Origin of the sequence: Kribbella sandramycini (assembly GCF_013131805.1) — a bacterium.
In the GTDB taxonomy this organism is placed as follows: domain Bacteria; phylum Actinomycetota; class Actinomycetes; order Propionibacteriales; family Kribbellaceae; genus Kribbella; species Kribbella sandramycini.
In genome coordinates this window covers 697,633-717,748 of record NZ_JABJRC010000002.1, presented here as the reverse complement: position 1 = coordinate 717,748, position 20,116 = coordinate 697,633, and the positions used below count along the sequence as shown (strand labels likewise).

Sequence of the window (20,116 nt, the reverse complement as noted above, 5' to 3'; positions counted from 1 at the left end):
CACGGGCTACTCGTGGATCGCTTCCTCCGTTGGCGCCGCCGGCTCGACGACCACGCGGTGAGTGCGCCAGACGTTCCGGCTGGACTGATACACCTTCAGGAGCCGCTCAGGCACGGTGCCGGACGGGGAAAAACGCGTTTCGCGTTCGCCCCAACCCAAGGTGACCACGGCACGCCCGCGCGCGAAGGCCTTCACGAGGTCCTCGCGGACGTACAGCAGATGCCCACTGAATCCTTCAGGAGCCCCGAAGCTCCTCGAAGCGGGCTCCCCACCCGCCTCGAACTGATCGAAGTTCGCTCCGCCGGCCCGGAGCCCAAAATCCTGCGAAAGGCGCTGGCTCGGCACGTACGCGAATTCCTGGTTCTGCGAGCTATGGTGCCCCTCCCATGAAAACCCATGCGCCAGCGACTCGAACCGAAGCGTTCTGTACGTCGGCCAGTTGCCCTGTCGGCGGATCAACCCGGCAGCCCACTCCTCCCAGCCCACGTTGCCGTCCTCGGCAGGAAGAATGTCTTCGTCGCCCGTGTCGCCCGACCCGCTCCGAGCGCCCTCGGGGTGCTCGATCTCTTCGAGGCGAAGATCGTCGTAATACGGGTCGTCTTCGGCAGAGTGGTGATCGGACGTCACCATCCGCGAGTTCCATGGGATCTCCCCGGCAAACAGGTAATACGCCGACGCCAGATCGATGAGGTCGCGTCCAGGGTGCGCGATGCGCGACCAGTGGTCCATCAACGGGTCCAGGTCGCCGGCGTCGACGGCCACGGTGTTGAACAGGCCGAAGACGCTACGGCCGTTCGATCCACCCTCGGTACGAATCTCCGCGTGCACGAGGACCCATGGCCCCTCAGCACCGTCCAGTGACGTGCAGTACAGCAGCTCATCAGGAACCGTCACTTGCCCGTCCACCAGCCACCGACGCTCGTCCCGGGGAGTTGGCCGCGCCCAAGCTGGCAGCTCCATCGGCAACCTCGGCGACGGCTGCGGGAAGGTCGGATCGATGTCGACTTCGAGCCACGGGATCCCACCGCCCCGTGCGTCCAGCATCCCGGAGACGAGGTAGAACCCGATCCAGCCGTACTTCTTGCCGTAGCGTTCCATTCGCCCCGGGCCCCGGTCGTTGTCACGCCGGCTGATCCTGGACTCGATCTCCTCGAAGCGCTCCCTACGCCATCCGAGGTCGTATACGACGCCGAGAATGCGGTCTGTGGCATCACGATGGCCGACGTGGTCGTAGTCATAGTTGCGGCGATCCTCGAACAGCCGTCCAAGGGTGTAGTTCCCGAAGTCCATGTGGATCGTTCGACGGACCTCATTCCGGCGAGCGTCGTCATCGTGCAGCGCCTCTGGCAGCGGGCCGGGGGCGAACTCGACGCCGTCCAGCACCGCTGCCGGAACGGCGTCGGGGTAGTGCACCCGAGCGAACTCGACCGTGCCGGCGGCGTAGTACCTGGTCAGACGGTGGAACGTCGGAGCGGTCGCTGTTGGTCCAGTCAAGACCTCCGCGAGCTGGTTCAGGTACGTCGTAAGGCTGCCGCCGAACTCCGGGTCGTACAACTGATGCGCGGTGGCGATCCCGTAAGCAGCCGCCACCACCCGCTCGCCGACGTAGGCGTCGTTCACGGCGAGCGACTCGATCGCCAGTGCGAACAGTCCGTCCACGTCGCCCCGGCCGTACCAGTACAGGGCGGCAGTCGCGGCGTCACGGAGGTCGCGGACCGTACTAGTCAGCATCCATCTGACCCAGCGGGCGCGCAAGGCGTCTGCCTCCGTACGGTCGGCCCGGTTTCGCCAGTGGTCAATCAACGACCCGATCTCGGCGAGCACGGTGTCCGCGCTGGTCCGCAACCACTCGGTCCACAGAAGATCGCGATCGGCGACCGCCAGCGGCCGCAGCACAGCGTCCAGATACGTGGCGTTCAGGGGGTGTGAGGGCACAGCGCGCACTAGCTGCAGCCTCGGCCAGAAGTCCCGTCGCTGCGCCAGGCTGTCGAAGCGCTGCGTGAACGCTTCGAGGGTACTGGCGTCCACCTCCTCAGGAGGCAGCGCAGTGGCCCGCACCAGTGCCGAATCGACCAGCGGTCCGTCGACGAGCTCCCACAGCTGTCCGGCGCCTCCTGCGGGTATCAGGAACACTAGGGCGTCGAAGATGTCCGCGGACAACGGGTGCCGCGTATCCACGCTGCCCCGGAACAGTGACATCGTGGAAGGATCGCGCAGCGAACTGGTGAACGACGAGCCTCGGGTGCGGATCAGCGCGGAGGCGATGATGTGTCCGGCGAGCAGGTCGTACACCACCGCAACCATCATGCCGGGGCCGACCGATGTGGACTCCGCGCCCTCGGCAGGTTGACGTAGGAGGATGCCTTCGTGTTCGAGGGCGGCGAGGATGCTCGCATCCCAGCGTCCGGTGTCGTTGAACAGCTGGCGAGCCCGGCCCTCGCTGACGACGCGCGCCCCCGTGTCCCACATCTCGAGAGCGAGTTGTTGCAGCGCGCGTTCCACATCGGCACTACTGATGCCGGGGTGGAGACGATCGATGCGCCGACCGACGTCGTTCAGGTACTCGCCGAACATCGCCTGCAACGAGCGGGGAAGCAAGGCCAGTGACACTCTGCCACCACGATCGGGGTTGGCCACCGAACAGAAGATCCGCAACGCCAACGGTTGCCGGAGCAGCTCCCGCGGCAGATCGGCTCCGTCGGCGTCGATCTTGAAGAAGTCGAAGTACTTCGCGACTACGTCATCGAGGTCGTGGGTGAATCCGTCGAGGTCGACTTGGTCGGTGACGGCTGACGGCAGGACGCGGTCGACGAATGACCCGCGAACCGTACACACGACCAGCACCGACGGGTACCTGGCGAGCATGGCCTGCAGCCGTCCGAGCAGCGGTTTCCACTCGGTCGGGTTCTCTGCTTCGTTGAGCCCGTCGATGACAATGGGCAGCCGGCATCGAGCGCGAGTCGCTGCCGCATCGACCGCTGCCAGCAGCGCCTCGAAAGTCTCAACCGGTTTCCCCGCGCAGGTGACCTGCCGCGCCAGCTTGTCGAGGTCGTCACGCGCACCTAGTCGCCGCCCGTAGAGCAGGACGCCTGCGGGACGCTCGCCGGTCTCGTCCGTGAGCTTCGCGGCCAACTGCGTCTTCCCGAACCCGGCATCGCCGGTAACCACCGCCAACCGCACCTGCAGCTGACTGAAGACCTGCGCAGCCAGGACCGCAGCTCGGCGCGTGCCGCCAACCAGGTTGGTGCATGCCAACGAGGCCGGGTGATTCGCCGCCCGAAGCCGGCGAAGCACCGGCGGATTCAGTGCAGGCGGTTCCGGAACGACGACCTCACCAAGCTCGAGCCAGGTGTGGTCGTGCTCCTTCGTGACGTGTTCATGAGCGTCGGCGAGGAGGTCGCGAACAGTCTGAGCGGTGTCTAGCAGCGCATCGAGTTCCGTCTGGAGCCCGGCCTGCAGCGGCGTGGCCGCAACGTCGGCCCGGATGGCCCGGATCAGGTCGGTGATGCCGTCACTGATTTCGGCCAGGTCGGTCCATGCCTCGGGTTCGGCCAGCATCCGGCGCAGCGTCTGCTCCGCGGCGGTGGACTGATGTACCTCGGGGAACCACCTGTCCCGCACCTCTTCGACCGCCGTGGTCCGCGCATCGGCCAGACGGTCCGGGGTCAGGACTAGATCACCGAAGTACGTTTCCTTAAGCAACGCGGCGTCCCCGGCCAGCAGGGTGGCAAGCTCCTCACTGACCTGGTTGTGCAGCCTGAAACCCGGCGCTAGACCGTCGTACCACCTCTGATCTTCCGGCGTTAGCGGCCGGCGGGTGCAGAGCACCCAGTCCGTCAGGCCCGGCACGTGGCGCTTCGTCTTTGCCTGGGAGTCCTCCACGTCGAGGCGACGGGTCTTGCCGATCCGAGAGCCCGACCCGATCTCCCACCACTTCGTCTGCCAGCCGAACCACTGCCCGGCGGCACCGAGCTGACAGTCACGTTCGAGGTTGAGATGGAACTCCACGCCTGGCTGCTGTGCGCGCGACGCGAACTTTCCGTAGCGGGCGAAGGTGAGCCAGACCGCACCTCGCCACAGGAGCTCGAAGTTGGTCCGGCGGTCACCTGGAAGGTTCTCGAACCGATCCCAGTTCAGTTCCGTCACGTCGCCCGCCCGTGGCCGGTGCCCTTGTGGTCGTGGGCCGAGTAAACCTCGAGCCTGGCGCCCCGGGTGATCAGCACCTTGATGAACGCGAGCACCTCGGTCTCGTCCGTCGTGATCACCACCTTGTCCTGCTCGACGGCCACCGTGACGTCGTAGAGGAACTGCTCGACATCGTGGTGGCCGAGGCTATACACATCCATACCGGACAACACCTGAAACAGTTCCTCGCTGAACTCCTCAGGCGGATTGCCCAACTCCAGCCGGCCCGCGGCCTCCTCAGCTTCGACCGCCTTGGTCAGCGTGTCGATGACGTCCTTGGCCGCCCTGGCCGACTTGGCGTCCTCGAAGTGGCCGATCATGACCAGGTTCATCGAATGCTCGGTGCCGTATCCCTGCCATACCTTCATGCGGACTCCTGAGCCGCGAGCCGCTCGAGTGCCGCCAGAATCCCGTCCGCGCCGATTGCCTGACCTGCTGTCGAGTACGAGCTGGGCCGGACGGTGCCGGTTGCATCGACGTGCGCATACGACCTCGTACCCGCCTCCCTCGGCAGCGGGATCGCAACGGTCAGGCCAGCGGTCCATCCTTCGGAGATCGCTAGTCGTACCGGACCGGGATATGCCAGCACCCATTCCTCCATCTGAGCCGCCACGCGGGCGGTGATTCCAGTCGTACGCACTGTCGGACTCTCGGGAAGAAGCAGCAGCTCAGCTGCACCGTGCCAGGCTGCCAGCTCCGCGACAGCGGTGAGGTCATCGACCGTGTCCGCGTTCACCACGCAGTTCAGCCCGAACGCGAAGGAGCTGCCGATCAGCTCGAGCCTCTCACGAAGGGTCTCGAAGCTCCGCCTGCGAAGTCGCTCGTAGGTGGCCCCGACGCCGTCAACGCTTACCCGGACGAAGTGCACGGCCCCACGCAGCCGCGCGATCAACTCCGCGTCCCAGCGATGCCCATGGGTGGTGAGGGTGACGGCGAGCTGCGTCCGTTCCGCTGCGTGGGCACACACGTCGGCCAAGCGCCCGTACAAGGTCGGCTCACCACCTCCGAACCCGACCCCCAGACAGCCGGCGCCGTCGAGTTCGTCCATCCAGTGACACAGCTGTGGCGTGCTCAGTTGCGCGCGGTGCTTCGGGGCGTAGCAGTATGAGCATGCCAGGTCACATGTGTTGGTCAGCGCGATCGAGACTTGCCGCGGCGCCGCCGACCACTGGTGCCGCGGGATGCGGACTTCGTCGATCAGCATGTTCAGGCCGGTGGACCGGTCGAAGAGATGGACGCCATCAGGGCCGAACCGACGCTTCACTACCTTCCGCCTTCCCACGCGCGGGAGACGCCTCACCCCGCGAAAAAGACAGTGTGCCACTCGAGCCGAGCATCTGCGTGCCCGGACACGTCATGAACCTTCACCTAATTGAGGCGTCAACCGCGTCCCGCGCCTCGTCACTACCCGACGAGCCGACGAGAATCGTGACCCGATCAGCATCACACTTCTTGCATCTGAGGCGTTGCGGCCGGGTGAAACGGCGGTGGCGGGTGTTGGTGGAGTCATCCGTTGAGTGGTTATGAACGAACTTCCGGCGGCGTTTGGGAACGATTGAGTGCTCGTCGGCGGGTGTGTGAGTGGTGCGCGGCTAAGTTCACGGCTGGGCGATCTGATCAGCGGTATTGCTCGGATCGGTGCCGACTTCGGCGGTGGCGGAGTGGCAAACAGGTGCGTGCCAGCGCGCCGGGTGAGGACGATCGGGTGGGGCGGCCGATGGAGGAAGTGGCTCGGTTGGAGGGCCAGGTTGAGGCCCTTCGGGCCGCGAACGCGGAGCTCGTGGAGCGCTTTCGCGGGCTCAGTGACGGTTGATTTGAGGCAGCCTTGGCCTCGGCGAGGGATGGACCCACGGGGTGGGCATGGGTCAGGGGCCATGCCCAGGTGGGCGTCGGTTGGCACGCCTAGGACTGCGCGGTAGTCGGCTCCAGGGCGGCGGACAGCGCCGCGCTCGGGCCTGGCTACGTAGTGGGATTCGAAGGCGCGGGTCTGGCGCTTGGCGTGCCAGAGCCAGGTGCAGACGGCTTCGGCTAGTTCGGTGCGGGACATGGAGCGGGTGGGGTCGGATGGCGAAGGCGTCCGGACTCTTGCCTCGCGGAGTTTGGTGTTCGGTGTGCCCGTGGATGGAGAGCGGGACGGGCGCGCAGGTGAGGTCAGCACGCCCGCCCCGCTGACCGGGGAGGCTCGGAGAGGAGGAGTTCAATTTGTTGGGATTCGAGGAGTTGGCGGAAGTACTGAAGGTCTGGCGGCGAGGCTAGGCAGACCTCCCACATCGCGTCTGGCCATCACAAGGCAAGGACATCTCCGCATCCCGGCCACTGTGCGGCACCAGGTCGGAATCCGACCGGAGGTCGTCTTCTTGCCGTCATGGATCGCGGGGCAGGGCTAACCATCTACCCGATGACCTCGCTCGCGGCATTGCTCAGCCGCCGTGCGCCTAGGGCTTAGTCATGACTAGCAAACAGATCGAGGCCGCGCGATTCTCCTTGCACACCTCGGCATAAGCCTGAACAGCTAGTCCATAAGCGCGGCCTACGGCAGCACGCTGCCCCAGCATTCACTCAGTGCGTCCCGCGCGTCGCCCGATCGGTCCCCCAGGGGGACTCGCAACGTCTACACGCCGTGCTGGTACCGCGCCGGAGTCCAGCTCTCACACGGTACCGGCTCTCCGAAGCCGGCATCACCACCGAGCAAAGCGGTGTGCTTGACGATCAGCTCGCAAGGGTCACAAAGGCGAACCACACCCGCTGGCCACCACCTGACGCGACCGCTGCACCGCCCGAACAGGGCGCCGCAATTGATGGGTGCGCGTCGTCAACGAGGTAGCTCAACCACCGTTCTGCCGTCAGCGGTGACATGGACTGCCCATTCGGACACGTCCGGCCGACCCGCCGTCTCCCACCGCAGATGAGCTTGCTCGGCCTCCTCCCAGAGATCCCTCGGGCCGAGCATGGTCACGGTCCGCCCTTGGATCTGTGCCCAGGAGCCGTCGGGGGCGTTGAGATTGATGCTGTCCTCATCACTCCACCACCAGGCGTCGCCGCTCTCGCGCCAGAAGTACAGGCGAAATGCCTCATCCTGGAACACCGTCGGCGTCAGCGTCGACTCGCGGGTTGTCATCAGCTTGGCCCGTGCCTGGTGCTCCTCCAAGGTCAGCTCCGGCAACTGGTGACCGATGTCGGCGAACTCGGCGACCTTGCGGGCGCTCATGAAGTAGCCCCGAGGAGTCATAAGTCGGCCGGTTGCGGTCGTCCCGTCCGGGTTGACCGTCAGCTTGAGCCAGGCGCCGATGTCGGTGTTCGCTGGTGGGCGTAGGTCGGTGAGGATGACGGCTCCTGGCTTGCTCCAGACAATCCAGCCGTACGGCACCTCGTCGACTGCGTGGGTAGCGAGGACCCGGTCATGCAGCCGTCCGGCCGGGCTGGAGGATGGGTTGTATCCGAGCGTGCTGAGTCGTTCCGTCGCCTCGCGGCGTAGATCAGGGTCGATCTCGACAGTGGTCACCGCGTTATCGCCCAGGAGGTGACACAAGATCGCGGCGTTGTAGCCCGTACCGGTGCCGCTCTCGAGGATTGACATGCCCTGCCGGATGTCGAGTTCCTCGATCATGTCGGCCATCACCGATGGCATCGAGGACGACGAACTCCACACGAAGCTGTCGGGCTGGCCCTCGACTGGCTTCGTCTGTGTCATCAGCGGTTGATCCGAGTAGACCGTCGTCCAGTACTCGGAGCCGGATCGATCCACGCGGCCGTCCATGACCGCGGAGCCGGAGTCGTCGACCTCGATGCGGATGTAGTCGGGCACGAAGACATGCCGTGGGACTTCGGTGAATGCCGCTCTGAGGCGGGGATCGGACAGGTGGCCCTTCTGCTGGACTGTGGTCACCATCTCGCCGGCCAAGCGCCGCCAGTCGTCAGGCTCGTTGCCGTCGGATGTCATCTGATCTCCAGAAGGTCTGCGAGGGCCGCCGTCATCGGTAGCCCGGTCTCAAGTTCCAGCCAATGCCACTGGCCGCCGGTATTGCATTCGTACCAAACCCACGAGCCGTCTTGCCCGATGCCGAAGTCGAACGCGCCGAACAGGAGTCCGAACCTGGCGAGGTAGCGCCGACAGGCATCAGTGATTTGCGGAGGTGTGTCGACCGCGGCGTAGGTGACCTGGTCGTAGTCCTGTCGCCAGTCCAGGTATGGCGAGTCGATACGGACGCTGAATATCTGGTCACCGATCACTGTTGTCCGCACATCCGCTACCTTGTCCACGCACTCCTGAAAAAGGTGCATAGTCAGCGATACCGACTCGTCCAGCTCGCCGGGACTGACCAGGTCCGTCCACACCATGAGGGCATTGCCGTCCGCCCTGGTCAGTTCGCTGTTCTGCAGGGGCTTGTAGATGATCTGTCCCTGATCCTTGGCGAAGTCCCGTGCGGCATCCAGGTTGTTCGTGATGAGCGTCTTCGGCACGGCGAAGCCGACCTCACCAGCGACAGCGAGCTGTGTCGGTTTGAACTCCGCCTCAATCGCGCGCCAGATGTGATTGACCCACCGTCCACGGATGTTCGCCAGTATGCCGCCCATGCCGTGCTTGGCCTGTTCCCTGGAGAACCGGCCGTCCTGCACAGACATGCCTCTGGGGGCTGCATACGACGACGGGCGCCGGTAGTAGACCGATCGCACTGCCGACAGGTCCAGCCGACGGGACTCGGTCTGGAGATAGCCGGCGCGGGCGTCCCCGCCGAAGCAGGCTGCAACATCCAGCCTGCAGGCGAGGACATCGGCCGGATCACACCTGACAACAGGGACGCCGCGGTTGTTCAGTTCGTGGATGACCACATCTGACGTGGGGTCGTCCACGCAGGTCAGGACCAGGACCGGCCGATCCTTGCTCATCAGTCGGGCACGTATTCGACGATCTTGGTGTCGTCCGGCGGCTGAGGCTTGTTGCCATCACCTCCGCCGGTCGGCAGGCTCTTGAACTGGGCACGGGAGGTCCCGTGCTTGGGTGGACCTGCCTGAATCGGTTTGCCTGTCGAGTCGCGGTAGACCGCGAGTTGAGTGTCGGGGTCCACGGTCACTGTGACCGGCTGCAGATCCTCGAGGGGTTGCCTGTGGACCGGCGCGGACGCTCGGCGAACTCCCCATGGGCGGGTTGGCGCGGTTGTTGCCATGTCGGATTCCTCTCTCTTGACAGTAGTAGTCCAGGCGAGGCGACGTGAGGCACAGGGAAGCTCACGTCGCCTCGCCGCTCATGGGCCGCGACCTAGTCGCGGGGATCGTGGATGTCCTTTGCGTCGACCGCGTGCACCACAACACCAAGGTCGTCCACCAACTCGGCGACGCGTTCGTCCTTCTGGTTGCCGAAGGCGTCGACTGACGGCACCACCACACCTAGCGCCCGCGAAGCCAGGAGGCCGGCTACCAGCGCGTGGAAGCCGGGCGTGGGTTCGTCGTGAGCAAACAAGGGAGGTGAACCGACGCGATCGAAGTAGATCGTTCCCAGCTGCAGCCCTTCGCGATTCGCGTAGCTGGAGAGGATCGCTTGCGTGATGGTGTGCTGGCCATGGCCCGCATACGGTGCGAGCCGGGCATAGCCCAGCACCAAGGGCCGAGGCTGGACGACTTCTCCCATCGCGTAGCTCTCTTCCTGCCTTGTCGGTCTCGCGTATACGCGGCGGTCCGCTGCCCCCGTGCGTTGGGGGCTGGAGGCAGCGGACGCCGTCGTCCGAGGGGCACTCGCCTGCTCCTCGGGCGTGGAACGGTGCACGGACGCACTCCTCACCAGTGAGCCCGCGCACCGGGTAACGGGGACATCGGCACCGGTCCGCGGCATTAGTAGGCCTCCGAGGCCATGACCGGCAGGCCGGACGGCTCCTCGAGCTCGTTCAAGATCGTCCGTACGTCGCCGTATGGCGCGAGGTGTGCAGCGCTGTGGACCACGACGGGTACGCCGTGCTCATTCACCGCCTCTCGCAGCTGTTCGAAGGCACTGGACGCATTTCCGCCCACTTCCGCGTACACCTTGGTCAGGCGGAAGTCCCAGCGCTCTGCGAACGCGGCCATACGGCTACGGGCGTCGTCGGCCTGCCGCGCGGATGTGAACGCATCCTCGTGAAGAAAGCCGTACAGCTCTGAAGACGTCATGGCAGCATTCCCGCCATTCCGTCGGTGCAGCGCGTACACGGGTACGCGCCCTTGCAGGCCGCGCAGAGGCCGCCGACGCTTGGGGCCGGCACCGGCTGCCCTGACGAGAGCGGATACACGAAGTCCTCAACGGTGCGGTTCGCCGGTAACTCGTCAGGGAATACGACGATCGTCGCGCCGTCGTGGCCATGAATGCGCTCGATCGACTGCACACCGCCCGACCAGAACCCGACCACCGGTTCATGTCCGCGCCACCGCAGCGAAGCCGATCCGTCGGACCACTCCGTGCCCTCGCCGACCACACCGGTTCCGCTGACCCCCGAAGGGTCGTAGTACCGCACGAGGAAGAACGGCCTCGGAGCTATCAGGACCATTGCTTCCACCTTTAGCCTTTCACAGCCGTCACTCCTTGTGAGTTGTCGCTTACCGCGACAACTCAAGACAACTACTCCGAGAGCCAGCAGGAATAGGGCGATCAGGTACTGATCCGGTGGAACCTCCTAGGGTGATCTTGATCCGCTGTCGCGTGGCGGACACCGAGAGTGAGGGTTACCGTTCTCGAATGGGAAGCACACGCAACTCAGCGCTCGAGGAGTGGATGGCCGAGCACGGTCACAGCTCCAACAGCCTTGCTGAGGCGGTGAACCAGGCACTGGAACAGGTGACTGGAAAACCCGGCGGCCTCGACGGCTCCTCAGTGCGGGACTGGAAGGCCGGCCGCGTGAAATGGCCTAAGTCCGCAACCCGCGCCGCACTGGAGTCCCTAACAGGTCTTCCCATCGCTGCCCTAGGGTTCCGAAAGGTCCCTTCCCTTCGGCCGCAGGAGGTCGCCGACATGAAGCGTCGAACGCTCGTCGGCGGCATCGCCGCGGCAGTAGCCGCAGCCTCCTCGGCTCCCGGTACCGGGCAACGCCGGCTCGGCATGAGCGACGTCGATCGGCTGCAACAACGCTTCGCCGAGATCATCGCCAGCGATCACCGCCACGGCGGCCAACTGGACATCGAACAGCGAGCCAGCGCGCTGGCCGGCCAGGCACTCAACCTCCAGAATGCCGGAGGAGCAACGCAGCGCGTACGTAGCAGCCTCTACGCCTCAGCAGCAGCGTTCCGCTCCTCGGCCATGTGGGCCGCAATCGACGGACGCCGGTTCGATACAGCGATGGTTCACATGCGGGAAGCTCAGGCACTCGCCGAGATGTCCGGCGACCAGGCAATTAAGTTCCGCATCTGGAGCCACGCCGGAACCTTCTATCGGCACACAGGGCGGCCGGCTGACGGCATCGCCGCAAACGACGTCGCGCGCAACTTGCACCTCACACGCCGCGATTCCTTGTTCGCATCATTGGGCCTCGCTCGTCAGGGAGCGATTCACGGTGCCGCTCAAGATTCCACCGCGGCCCGGCGGTCCTTCGGCCAGGCACAGGACGCGATGCTTCGCGCGGGCCCCTCTGACGAGCGCCCAGCGTGGATGCTCGCCTTCTACGACCAAGCAGAGCTCGACTCGTTGGCCCTGTCGGCTTACTTGGCACTGGGCGACTACGCAACTGCCGAGTTCCACGGCCACCGCTCGCTGTCCGCGCTCCGACCCCACATGGTCCGGTCACAAGCCATCACAACCACCCGGCTCGCCCACGCCCAGCTCGCACAGAAGATGCCTGACGTCGCCACTGCTACGGCCATGAAGGTCTCCGCGGAAGCGGCCACACAGCATGCGCGCGTGACGCGCATGCTCCAAGAATTCGGAGCCGCCCTACGGGCCACCGCCGCAGGCAGCTCCATTGTTCAGACCTGGAACGAGCACGTGGCCACTTGGAGGACCCCTGCATGACCGCGACGTCCACTCTCGAACTGCGCACATTCACCACCGTCGATCCCGTCCGCAACGATCTGGTCGACGTGTACGCCGACGTACGCGCTCCGCTCCTCCACCTCCCCAACTACGCCGTCACAGCATTCGGCGAACGACTGGACCGGCACGGAGCAGAACCGGGCTTCCTGGCAGTCCTCGCCTACGCAGACGGCTTTCCCGTCGGCTACGCCTACGCAAACACGATCGAGCACGGTGACCGGTACTGGGAACGCACGACGCCGCCACCCTCCGACGAGTACACCGAACAGCCGACCGCGGCGCTCAAAGAGATCGGCGTTCGCTCCGCCTGGCGCAAGACAGGCACAGGTCGCCGCATTCACGACGCGCTCGTAGCCGCGCGCACAGAGGCGTTCGTCACCCTCATGGTCAATCCAGCCGCCGGTGACGGCAAGGTGCACGCTTTGTACAGGTCATGGGGATACACGGACATCGGCCACAGCCAACCATCGCCGGCCTCACCACTTCTGACTGTGATGATCCGAAGCACAGACTCGGAATAGAGGCACTGGTACGGCGGGATGCCGAGCCGGTAGCGGCTGGACGCGGTCATCGCTCGGCAGGCGACGGCCCTCGTGGTCCTCCTCGCTCAAAGATCACGTCCGCGTCTCGCACGGGGTCGACGATCCGTCGGCGAACTTGATCGCTTGTATCGCTCACCTGTCCTCCCCTGCTGAGTCCTGGATCACGTGATCCAGGACTGCCCGCCTGAGGCGTGGCAGCTGAACGGATGCCGAGGACAACTTTTCGCGCCTTGGGGCAAGGTCAAATCCGGCACACTTCTGGCACTTATGGAGCCGTCGGTCCCGCGCCCACCCGATCCGATACCTCCGGGCTCGCGCGTTGATCCGCACATGGGCTACATCAGGTGCTGCGAATCCATCCGTTCGAGGGGCTCGGCGCGATGCTGAGCATCCATCGCATGACGGCCGGCGACGGCTACAACTATCTCCTGCGCCACATCGCCTCCGGCGACGTCGACCACCGCATGGCGACCCCTCTGACGGCGTACTACACCGCCACCGGATACCCGCCGGGTCGATGGCTCGGAACCGGTCTCCCCGGCCTCGGCGACGGCTCGCTACGCCCGGGGAACACGGTGACCGAGGATCAGATGGCGGCCTTGTTCGGCCAAGGCAAAGACCCGTTGAACGGCCGCCAACTGGGCCGCCCTTACCCGGTCTACAAGACCCCCGCTCAGCGCGTCGCAGACCAGATCCAGGAACTCCCGAACAGCCTCAGCGAGGTGGAGCGGGCGGCGGTGATCGCCCAGATTCACAAGGCCGCGAGGCGCGAAGAGACCCAGCAGGCCGTCGCCGGGTTCGACTTCACCTTCTCACCCGTCAAGTCAGTCTCAGCCCTCTGGGCGATCGCCGACATCGGCACCCAGGAACAGATCGTCGCCGCCCATCACGACGCTGTTCACGCCGTCGTACGCCTCATCGAGCAACACGCGGCCTTCAGCCGAACCGGCGAACAAGGCATCGCTCAGATCGACACCCGCGGGCTCGTCGCAGCAGCCTTCGACCACTGGGACAGCCGCAGCGGCGACCCCCAACTCCACACCCACGTCGTCGTCGCCAACCGCGTCCAAGGCAAAACCGACGGCGCCTGGCGCACCCTCGACAGCCGCGTCCTCCACCGCGCCACCGTAGCCATGTCCGAGATCCACAACGTCCTCCTCGCCGACGGCCTCACCCGCCGACTCTGCGTCGACTGGGAGCTCCGAGAACGCGGAAAACAGCGCAACCCCGCCTTCGAAATCGAGACCATTCCTGACGAACTGATCCGCGAATTCTCCGCCAGAACCACACAGATCGAGACCAACCTCGCAACCCTCCTGGACGAGCGTGGCGACGCTTTGCATCCGCCGAGCCGTCGCGAGATGTACGTCCTCAGACAGCAGGCGACTCTCCTCAACCGGCCGCCCAAGGAACACACCCGGCCCCTGTCCGACCTCACGTCCGAATGGAAGAAGCGCGCCGCTCAAGCAGTCGGGAGCGGCGTCATCGAGATCATCCAGCGATCACTCGCCCACGACGAACAACGCCCCCTCGCCCTCACCGACCTCAGCGCCGAGACGGTCGACGCGTACGGCGCGGCCACCGTCCTGACGCTGCAGAACAAGCGTGCGACCTGGAACCGCTGGAACCTTCTGGCCGAAACAGCCCGCCACACCCGGCTCCTGCGATTCATCTCCCCCGACGAACGGTTCGCGGCCCTCCAAGCCATCGTCCAGGCCGCCGAACTCCACTCGATCAGCCTCACCACGGCAGACCTCGTCACCACCTCAGCCACCCGCGAGAACGGCGAGAGCGTCTTCACCATCCACAACGGGCAGATCTACACCTCCCCCGTCATCCTCGGGGCCGAAGCCGTCCTCCTCGACCTCGCCCGCGACACCATCGGCCCGATAATCCCCCGCCCGGCCGCCGATCTGAGCGACGACAAGCTGAAAGCACTCCACCGGATCGCCACCAGCGGCCAGAAAGTCGAAGCCCCCATCGGTCCGGCCGGCACCGGGAAGACCCGCCTGCTCGCCCACCTCACGACAGTCTGGAAGGCCGCCCACGGCGAAGGTTCGATCATCGCCCTCGCACCGTCGTCCGCGGCCGCAACCGTCCTGTCCGACGCCATCGGCTCCCCCTCCGACAACATCGCCAAGTGGATCTACGAATCCGTCGGCCTCGGCGCCGAGACCCGCCGACAGCGCATCCGGGAGACCGAGTACGCCCTACAGCTCGCGAACCGCGCCCGCCGCAAACTCCGCGCCAGCCGACTCACCGCTCGACTCGCCGCGCTCCGCGCCGAACACGACCGATGGCACTTCCACCAAGACCAGCTTGTCATCGTCGACGAAGCCTCCATGGCCGGAACCATGGAACTCGCCACCCTCGCCCGCGCCACCGACGCGGCCGGCGCCAAACTCCTCCTAGTCGGAGACGACGCCCAACTCGGCGCCGCCGACACCGGCGGCGCCTTCCGCCTCATCGCCAAAGACACCAACGCCGCCGAACTCAGCGACGTCTGGCGCTTCACCAACCCTTGGGAACGCGACGCCAGCCTCGCCCTCCGAACCGGCAGCCTCAGCATCATCGACACCTACGACGACCACAACCGCCTCACCGCCGGCCCCTCCGACGACATGGAAACCGCCGCCTACCAAGCCTGGCAAACAGACACCCGCGCCGGCCGAACCAGCCTCCTCATCGCCGCCGACAACGCCACCGTCGCCCGCCTCAACGCCCGCGCCCGCCTCGACCGCATCACCACCGGCGAAGTAGAACCCGACGGCATCGAACTCCACGACGGCACCCACGTCGGCCTCGGCGACCACATCGTCACCCGCCTCAACAACCGACGACTCCGCTACTCCCCCACCGGCTTCGTCCAAAACGGCGACCACTGGACCGTCATCCACCGCTGGCCCGACGGCTCCCTCACCGTCCAAAACAACACAGACGAAACCGTCACGCTCCCCACCACCTACGTCCAAGAATCCGTCGAACTCGCCTACGCCACCACAGCCCACCGAGCCCAAGGCGCCACCGTCGACACCGCCCACCTCGTCGTCAGCGACCAACTCACCCGAGCCCTCCTGTACGTCGGCATGACCCGCGGCCGCCACACCAACCACGCGTACGTCGCGACCCACCAACCCTCCCCAGACCTCCACGAACCCCATTTCGAGCAGACCATGCGAGACGTTCTCGAAGCCGTCCTCGACAACCCCGGCGTCGAACTCTCCGCCCACGAAGTAATGCGCCAAGAACTCGACAACGCCACCCGCCTCGACCACCTCATTCCCATCCACGAACACCTCTCCCAGATAGACGCACGCTCGCGCTTCGCAGGAGCCGTCACCTCCAGCGGCCTCGACGCCTCCGACCAGGCCGCCCTCCAGGCCTCACCCGCCTACGGCGCACTCCTCGCCGCCCTCCGCCACGCGGAGGCCACCGGCCACGACGTCCCTGCTCTACTCCGCAGAGCAGCCCACCTCACCCCTCTCACCGATTCGCACGACATCGCAGCCGTACTCCACACGCGAGTCGAACGCTTGACCCATCGTTCCCGGCGCCAGGAGCCCGTCCTGATCGCAGGGCTGGTGCTACCCGCAACACAGCTTGCGGACCCCACCCTGGTCGTGTCGTTCCGCGAGCTCGAATCACACATCGCGGCCCGTGCTGATTGGCTCGCACACCAGGCCGGCGTCGATCGGCCGGTCTGGCTCTCAGCCCTGCAGGCTCGTCCGAATCCCGGTCTTGTTTCAGACCTCGAGAGCATCATCCGCGGAATCTGTGCCTACCGTGAGCGCTACGGCATCACGGCTCCGAACGTCCTCGGAACCGAACCAGCCGCGCATCAGCAAATCCAGCTCGGTCACTACAAACGGTTAGCCGCCCAGATCAGGCCATCGTCACCGCTCGGCGCCCCTGTCCGTCAGTCGTCGGGCGTCTGTAACGGGCGGGACATCGACCCAGCCGAGGCGCCACCCCCGTCATGAGGCGTCCTCTGCACTCAGCGGTCAAATGCTGGCCAGGACGCGGAACCTCATCTGGTAGGTCTCTGTCAGGAACCGATCAGTGGCGCCGAGGAGCGCCAGCATGTCCTCGCTTGCCTTGCTCGCGGACATTCCTGGTTGGACGACAGCCACCGTGACGTCGAGTTCGCGGAACCGTGCCTCGTTCACGAGCACGGCCAGTTCCTTGAGGTCGCCCTTGATCAGGCGATTCTTCCCTTGCTTCTGGCGCTTTCGTTCGCGCTTCAGCAGTCTTCGCACGAGCTGCTCAGGCATGGATTTCGCCCGGTTCATCTTCATCGCCTGACCACAGACGTCGTAGAGATCTCCGATCCGGGCTCCTGGCGTCGCCTTGGACGAGTATTTGCAGTGAGCAAGCAGTACGTAGAGCTTCTCGCCATGGCTGCGGAGGCAGACGATGTCGGCCAGCTCACCTGTGCCGTCGTCGTCCACGATCACATCCCAGTCGGCCTCGGCGGACAGCAACTCGATCGCTCGATGTTGAATGCTCGTAGGGTCTCGCTCATCGCCTTGTGACTCACGCCTGAGATTGATGCCGTTCCAGCTCGGAGTTTCTACATCGTCCTTGGGATAGAGGTACTTTCCTCGATCCAGCTTGAGCAGGAAGCCTTGCTCGGCCAGCACTACTTCGTCCGCGAAGGTGACGAGCAGCCCGTGTTGGGTGAGAAAGGCGGCAAGGCTTATCGTGCTGTTGCGCGTCGTGACTTCGCCGTCGTCACCGAGCGGGATGATGTCAGGCGGCCCGTCGGGATGGAACACGAACTCGAAGTCGAGCGCCCAATCGCTGGTGACCACCTGGAACCGTAGCGGTCCGGTCTCCGAATGATCGGTGAGCCGCATCTCTGTCTCCAGGAGCGAGAAGGACTTCGACTGATAGCTGACGGTGCGTGTCTCGCTCAGGGTGGCAGTGATCTGGTACGGCCACTCGATGGCCAGTGGCACATGGGGTGGGCGCTCCGTCGCCGGGTGCGGGAGAAGGAACCCAGCCATGACAGAGTCCAGGGAGACGGAGGTGTCGGTGATGGCCGGACCGATTTCTCGAGCCCACCTCACCCAGTCGTGGATGTCTCGGGCCTGCTCGTGGCTCCAGACCTTGCCCTTCCGCGAGGCCCCGAAACTGACGACCCGTCCTTCATGGAATCCGTGCGCGAAGATGTTCGTCTTCATCTTGGTTGCGGCATCGCCCTTCCACGCCTGCAGCACGTCTTGACCGACATACATGGAGAATCGGCGGTTGCGGCTGACCGAGTCCAGAAGGCCGACATTCGTGGGGGTTCGGCGCTGAACCTTGGCGAGGATGCGGTAGACCGTCTCTCCATTGACGAGCGAGACGTCCGCGCCGCCGATCGCCTGGGCGATATCCTCGTGCATCGAACCCTTGTTGGTGCTGTTGATGTAGAGGAAGCCGCCGGCATCGTCTACGTGGACCACGTAGAGATGGTGGACAAGCTCATTGAAGCTCGAGAACTCGCCCCAGCGTACCGGGACCGTTTCACGGGAGACCCACCACACGACAGACTGTGCGTTGTTGATGCCCAGTTGAGTGGTCAGCAGCCTGTCTTCGAAGAGGTCGTAGATCCGTTCCGGCGTCCAGCTCAACGGACTCGACGACTGGTAGGTCACCGTACTCATCTTCGGATGAATGCTGCGCATCGCAATCTCGTGCGGCAGGGTACCGAATCCCTTCTCGAACTCGGATCGTTCCTTCGCCCCGCCCACTGCGTGCTCGGTGAGATCTCGGATGACCTCGTTCCAGTCGGCATCTTCGCCATAGAGCCGCCGAAGTCGTTCGTCGATCCCAGCCACCTGAAGTGGCACGAAGGCCGAGGCGTTCCCCAGTGACTCCTTGCCTGTACGTGTGAACCGACCGATGAACTGCAGCGTGACGGCCAGGCTCTTTTGCGGATCGTGGATGGCCGCGACCTTGAGCTCGGGGAGGTCAAATCCCTCGCCGAGCATGTTGACGCAGACGACGATGCGGCTGGTGCGGTCCAGCAGAGAAGTCAGGCGCTTCTCTCGGGTGGCGGCCACGACTCGCCGATCCAGACGAATCGGCGCCAGATCTGGTGCGATCTCCTGGTAAAGCTTGATCAGTACTTTCGCACGCGCGACCGATCCGGCCCGCGCCATCAACAGATGATCGAGCCCTGCCGCCAGGTCATCTCGTAGCCGCTGCACAGCCGCGGTCGCGACGGCTCGGTCCGGATCGCCGAGCTCGACTACGGACTGATAGTCGATACGCGCGAAGTAGTCGTTCTTCTGCGCCAGCCGCAGCGGATAGGCGTACTCCACCTTGCCGCTCAGGTGCCTGCCGTCCTCCCGGTACGGCGTCGCTGTGAACTGCACGACTTCCTTACCTATGAACTCGTCGACCACCGCTCGCCACGTGCGGGCTGCCTCATGATGAGCCTCGTCAACAAACAGCCGTGCACACGCGGCGGCGAGCCGGCTTCGCACCTTTGCCGAGCAGGTAGCCAGCACCTGTGCGGTGGCGACGATGACGTTCGCCGGTGCGACCAGTTCGTCGACCGCAGCCTCCGTCAAGGGTGCCTTCGTCAACACCAGAACGGAAGGGCACCGGAAGTCACCGACAACCGCCTCAAACTCAGGCAGCTTGCCCAGCGCAACGAACTTGGTCGCAATCTGAGTCCTGAGCGCATCAGACGGGACCATGACCAGAGTGCGAGCCGGCGAGTGGCAGTAGGCGGCCAGCATGGTCTCCGTCTTGCCCGTCCCCGTCGGCAAGACGATCGTGATCGCCTCGGTCTGTTCCGTCGACCTGTAGGCGAGAATCGCGTGCAGCGCCCCCAGCTGCGGCGTGCGTAGCCCTGCCCGCTTCGAGGTCTCCTCGGCAAAGACGAAATGCCCGCGAAGGCTCGTCTCAGCCGTCTGAGCATCGACGGGTCTTGAACCCCAGGACCCCGGTCCGGTCGCGAGCCACCACAGCTCGTTCCCGTCGATATCGTCCGTAGCAATGGTCACCATACCTGTGTCCCCTCCCCACCCGGCCTATCGTGGACTGTCGCTCTGCGTTACATCGGGCAGCCAGAGACCGGACTCTAGGAGCGTTGCGGCTCGAACAGACGGAGCGGTCGCTTCGAGGGGCCTCGGCCATCAACTGGGACGATCGACGCCGTCGTCCGGGGACCGCTCGCAACTCGCCGGATCACCCTTAGGCTCGTTCATGACGGGTGAGGTACACGGCCCACGGTTCGACGCACGGCTAACGCGGGCGACGATGTGGCGACGGAGCCCTGCCTGTCGTGCGTGCAGGCCCTCGGCCTGATTGGCAACCGGCCGGCCTGAAATCCGCTAACGGCCGCTGCCCAGCTGGATAGGTGGTCCGCCGGACGCTGAGGTGCATCCAGCTGACCCTGGGGAAGGAG

At 65.3% G+C, this 20,116-nt stretch carries 13 protein-coding genes; 3 read left to right on the top strand and 10 right to left on the bottom strand.

The features are described 5' to 3' along the window. Positions 1-6: 6 nt before the first annotated feature. The 9 genes from HPO96_RS10715 to HPO96_RS37580 all read right to left on the bottom strand — a co-directional run bounded on the left by HPO96_RS10715 (position 7) and on the right by HPO96_RS37580 (position 10,697). Complete coding sequence (locus tag HPO96_RS10715; protein WP_171673201.1) at positions 7-4,146, bottom strand: NACHT domain-containing protein; 4,140 nt, start codon at positions 4,144-4,146, stop codon at positions 7-9. Continuing rightward, positions 4,143-4,553 carry a DUF6375 family protein gene (locus HPO96_RS10710; RefSeq protein ID WP_171673200.1) on the bottom strand — a complete coding sequence of 137 codons (411 nt, stop codon included), beginning with the start codon at positions 4,551-4,553 and terminating at the stop codon, positions 4,143-4,145. Before HPO96_RS10710 ends, HPO96_RS10715 begins: the two co-directional genes overlap by 4 nt. Continuing rightward, the gene (locus HPO96_RS10705; protein ID WP_171673199.1) at positions 4,550-5,449 is read right to left on the bottom strand and encodes a radical SAM protein; all 900 of its coding nucleotides are present in this window, start codon (positions 5,447-5,449) and stop codon (positions 4,550-4,552) included. Before HPO96_RS10705 ends, HPO96_RS10710 begins: the two co-directional genes overlap by 4 nt. A gap of 1,548 nt (positions 5,450-6,997) precedes the next feature. Next, positions 6,998-8,125, bottom strand: a complete 1,128-nt coding sequence (locus HPO96_RS10700) for a methyltransferase domain-containing protein (protein WP_171673198.1) — start codon at positions 8,123-8,125, stop codon at positions 6,998-7,000. Next, entirely contained in the window at positions 8,122-9,072 is a 951-nt protein-coding gene (tgmB, locus tag HPO96_RS10695) for an ATP-grasp ribosomal peptide maturase (protein ID WP_171673197.1), read from the bottom strand. Before tgmB ends, HPO96_RS10700 begins: the two co-directional genes overlap by 4 nt. Next, positions 9,072-9,350: a putative ATP-grasp-modified RiPP gene (locus HPO96_RS39880; protein ID WP_171673196.1), complete on the bottom strand. Its 279-nt coding sequence runs from the start codon at positions 9,348-9,350 to the stop codon at positions 9,072-9,074. Before HPO96_RS39880 ends, tgmB begins: the two co-directional genes overlap by 1 nt. Before the next feature lie 92 nt (positions 9,351-9,442). After that, positions 9,443-9,811, bottom strand: a complete 369-nt coding sequence (locus tag HPO96_RS10685; RefSeq protein WP_171673195.1) for a recombinase family protein — start codon at positions 9,809-9,811, stop codon at positions 9,443-9,445. Between the two features lie 200 nt (positions 9,812-10,011). After that, a complete protein-coding gene (locus tag HPO96_RS10680; RefSeq protein ID WP_171673194.1) occupies positions 10,012-10,323 on the bottom strand; it encodes a hypothetical protein in 312 nt (103 codons plus the stop codon). Beyond that, positions 10,320-10,697 carry a hypothetical protein gene (locus HPO96_RS37580; RefSeq protein WP_184999629.1) on the bottom strand — a complete coding sequence of 126 codons (378 nt, stop codon included), beginning with the start codon at positions 10,695-10,697 and terminating at the stop codon, positions 10,320-10,322. Before HPO96_RS37580 ends, HPO96_RS10680 begins: the two co-directional genes overlap by 4 nt. Before the next feature lie 188 nt (positions 10,698-10,885). Between HPO96_RS37580 and HPO96_RS10670 the strand changes: the two genes are divergently transcribed. The 3 genes from HPO96_RS10670 (at position 10,886) to mobF (ending at position 16,694) form a co-directional block, all read left to right on the top strand. After that, positions 10,886-12,151 (top strand): NsdA family TPR-like regulatory protein, encoded by a 1,266-nt coding sequence (locus HPO96_RS10670; protein ID WP_171673193.1) that lies wholly within the window; start codon positions 10,886-10,888, stop codon positions 12,149-12,151. Further along, positions 12,148-12,693: a GNAT family N-acetyltransferase gene (locus HPO96_RS10665; protein ID WP_171673192.1), complete on the top strand. Its 546-nt coding sequence runs from the start codon at positions 12,148-12,150 to the stop codon at positions 12,691-12,693. The genes HPO96_RS10670 and HPO96_RS10665 overlap by 4 nt, the downstream gene beginning before the upstream one ends. Positions 12,694-13,058: 365 nt before the next feature. After that, positions 13,059-16,694, top strand: a complete 3,636-nt coding sequence (gene mobF, locus HPO96_RS10660) for a MobF family relaxase (RefSeq protein WP_171673191.1) — start codon at positions 13,059-13,061, stop codon at positions 16,692-16,694. A 21-nt stretch (positions 16,695-16,715) separates the two neighbouring features. Here mobF and HPO96_RS10655 read toward each other — a convergent pair whose 3' ends face one another. Then, on the bottom strand, positions 16,716-19,715 hold the full coding sequence (locus HPO96_RS10655) for a DEAD/DEAH box helicase (RefSeq protein WP_171673190.1): 3,000 nt from the start codon (positions 19,713-19,715) through the stop codon (positions 16,716-16,718). Positions 19,716-20,116: the final 401 nt, after the last annotated feature.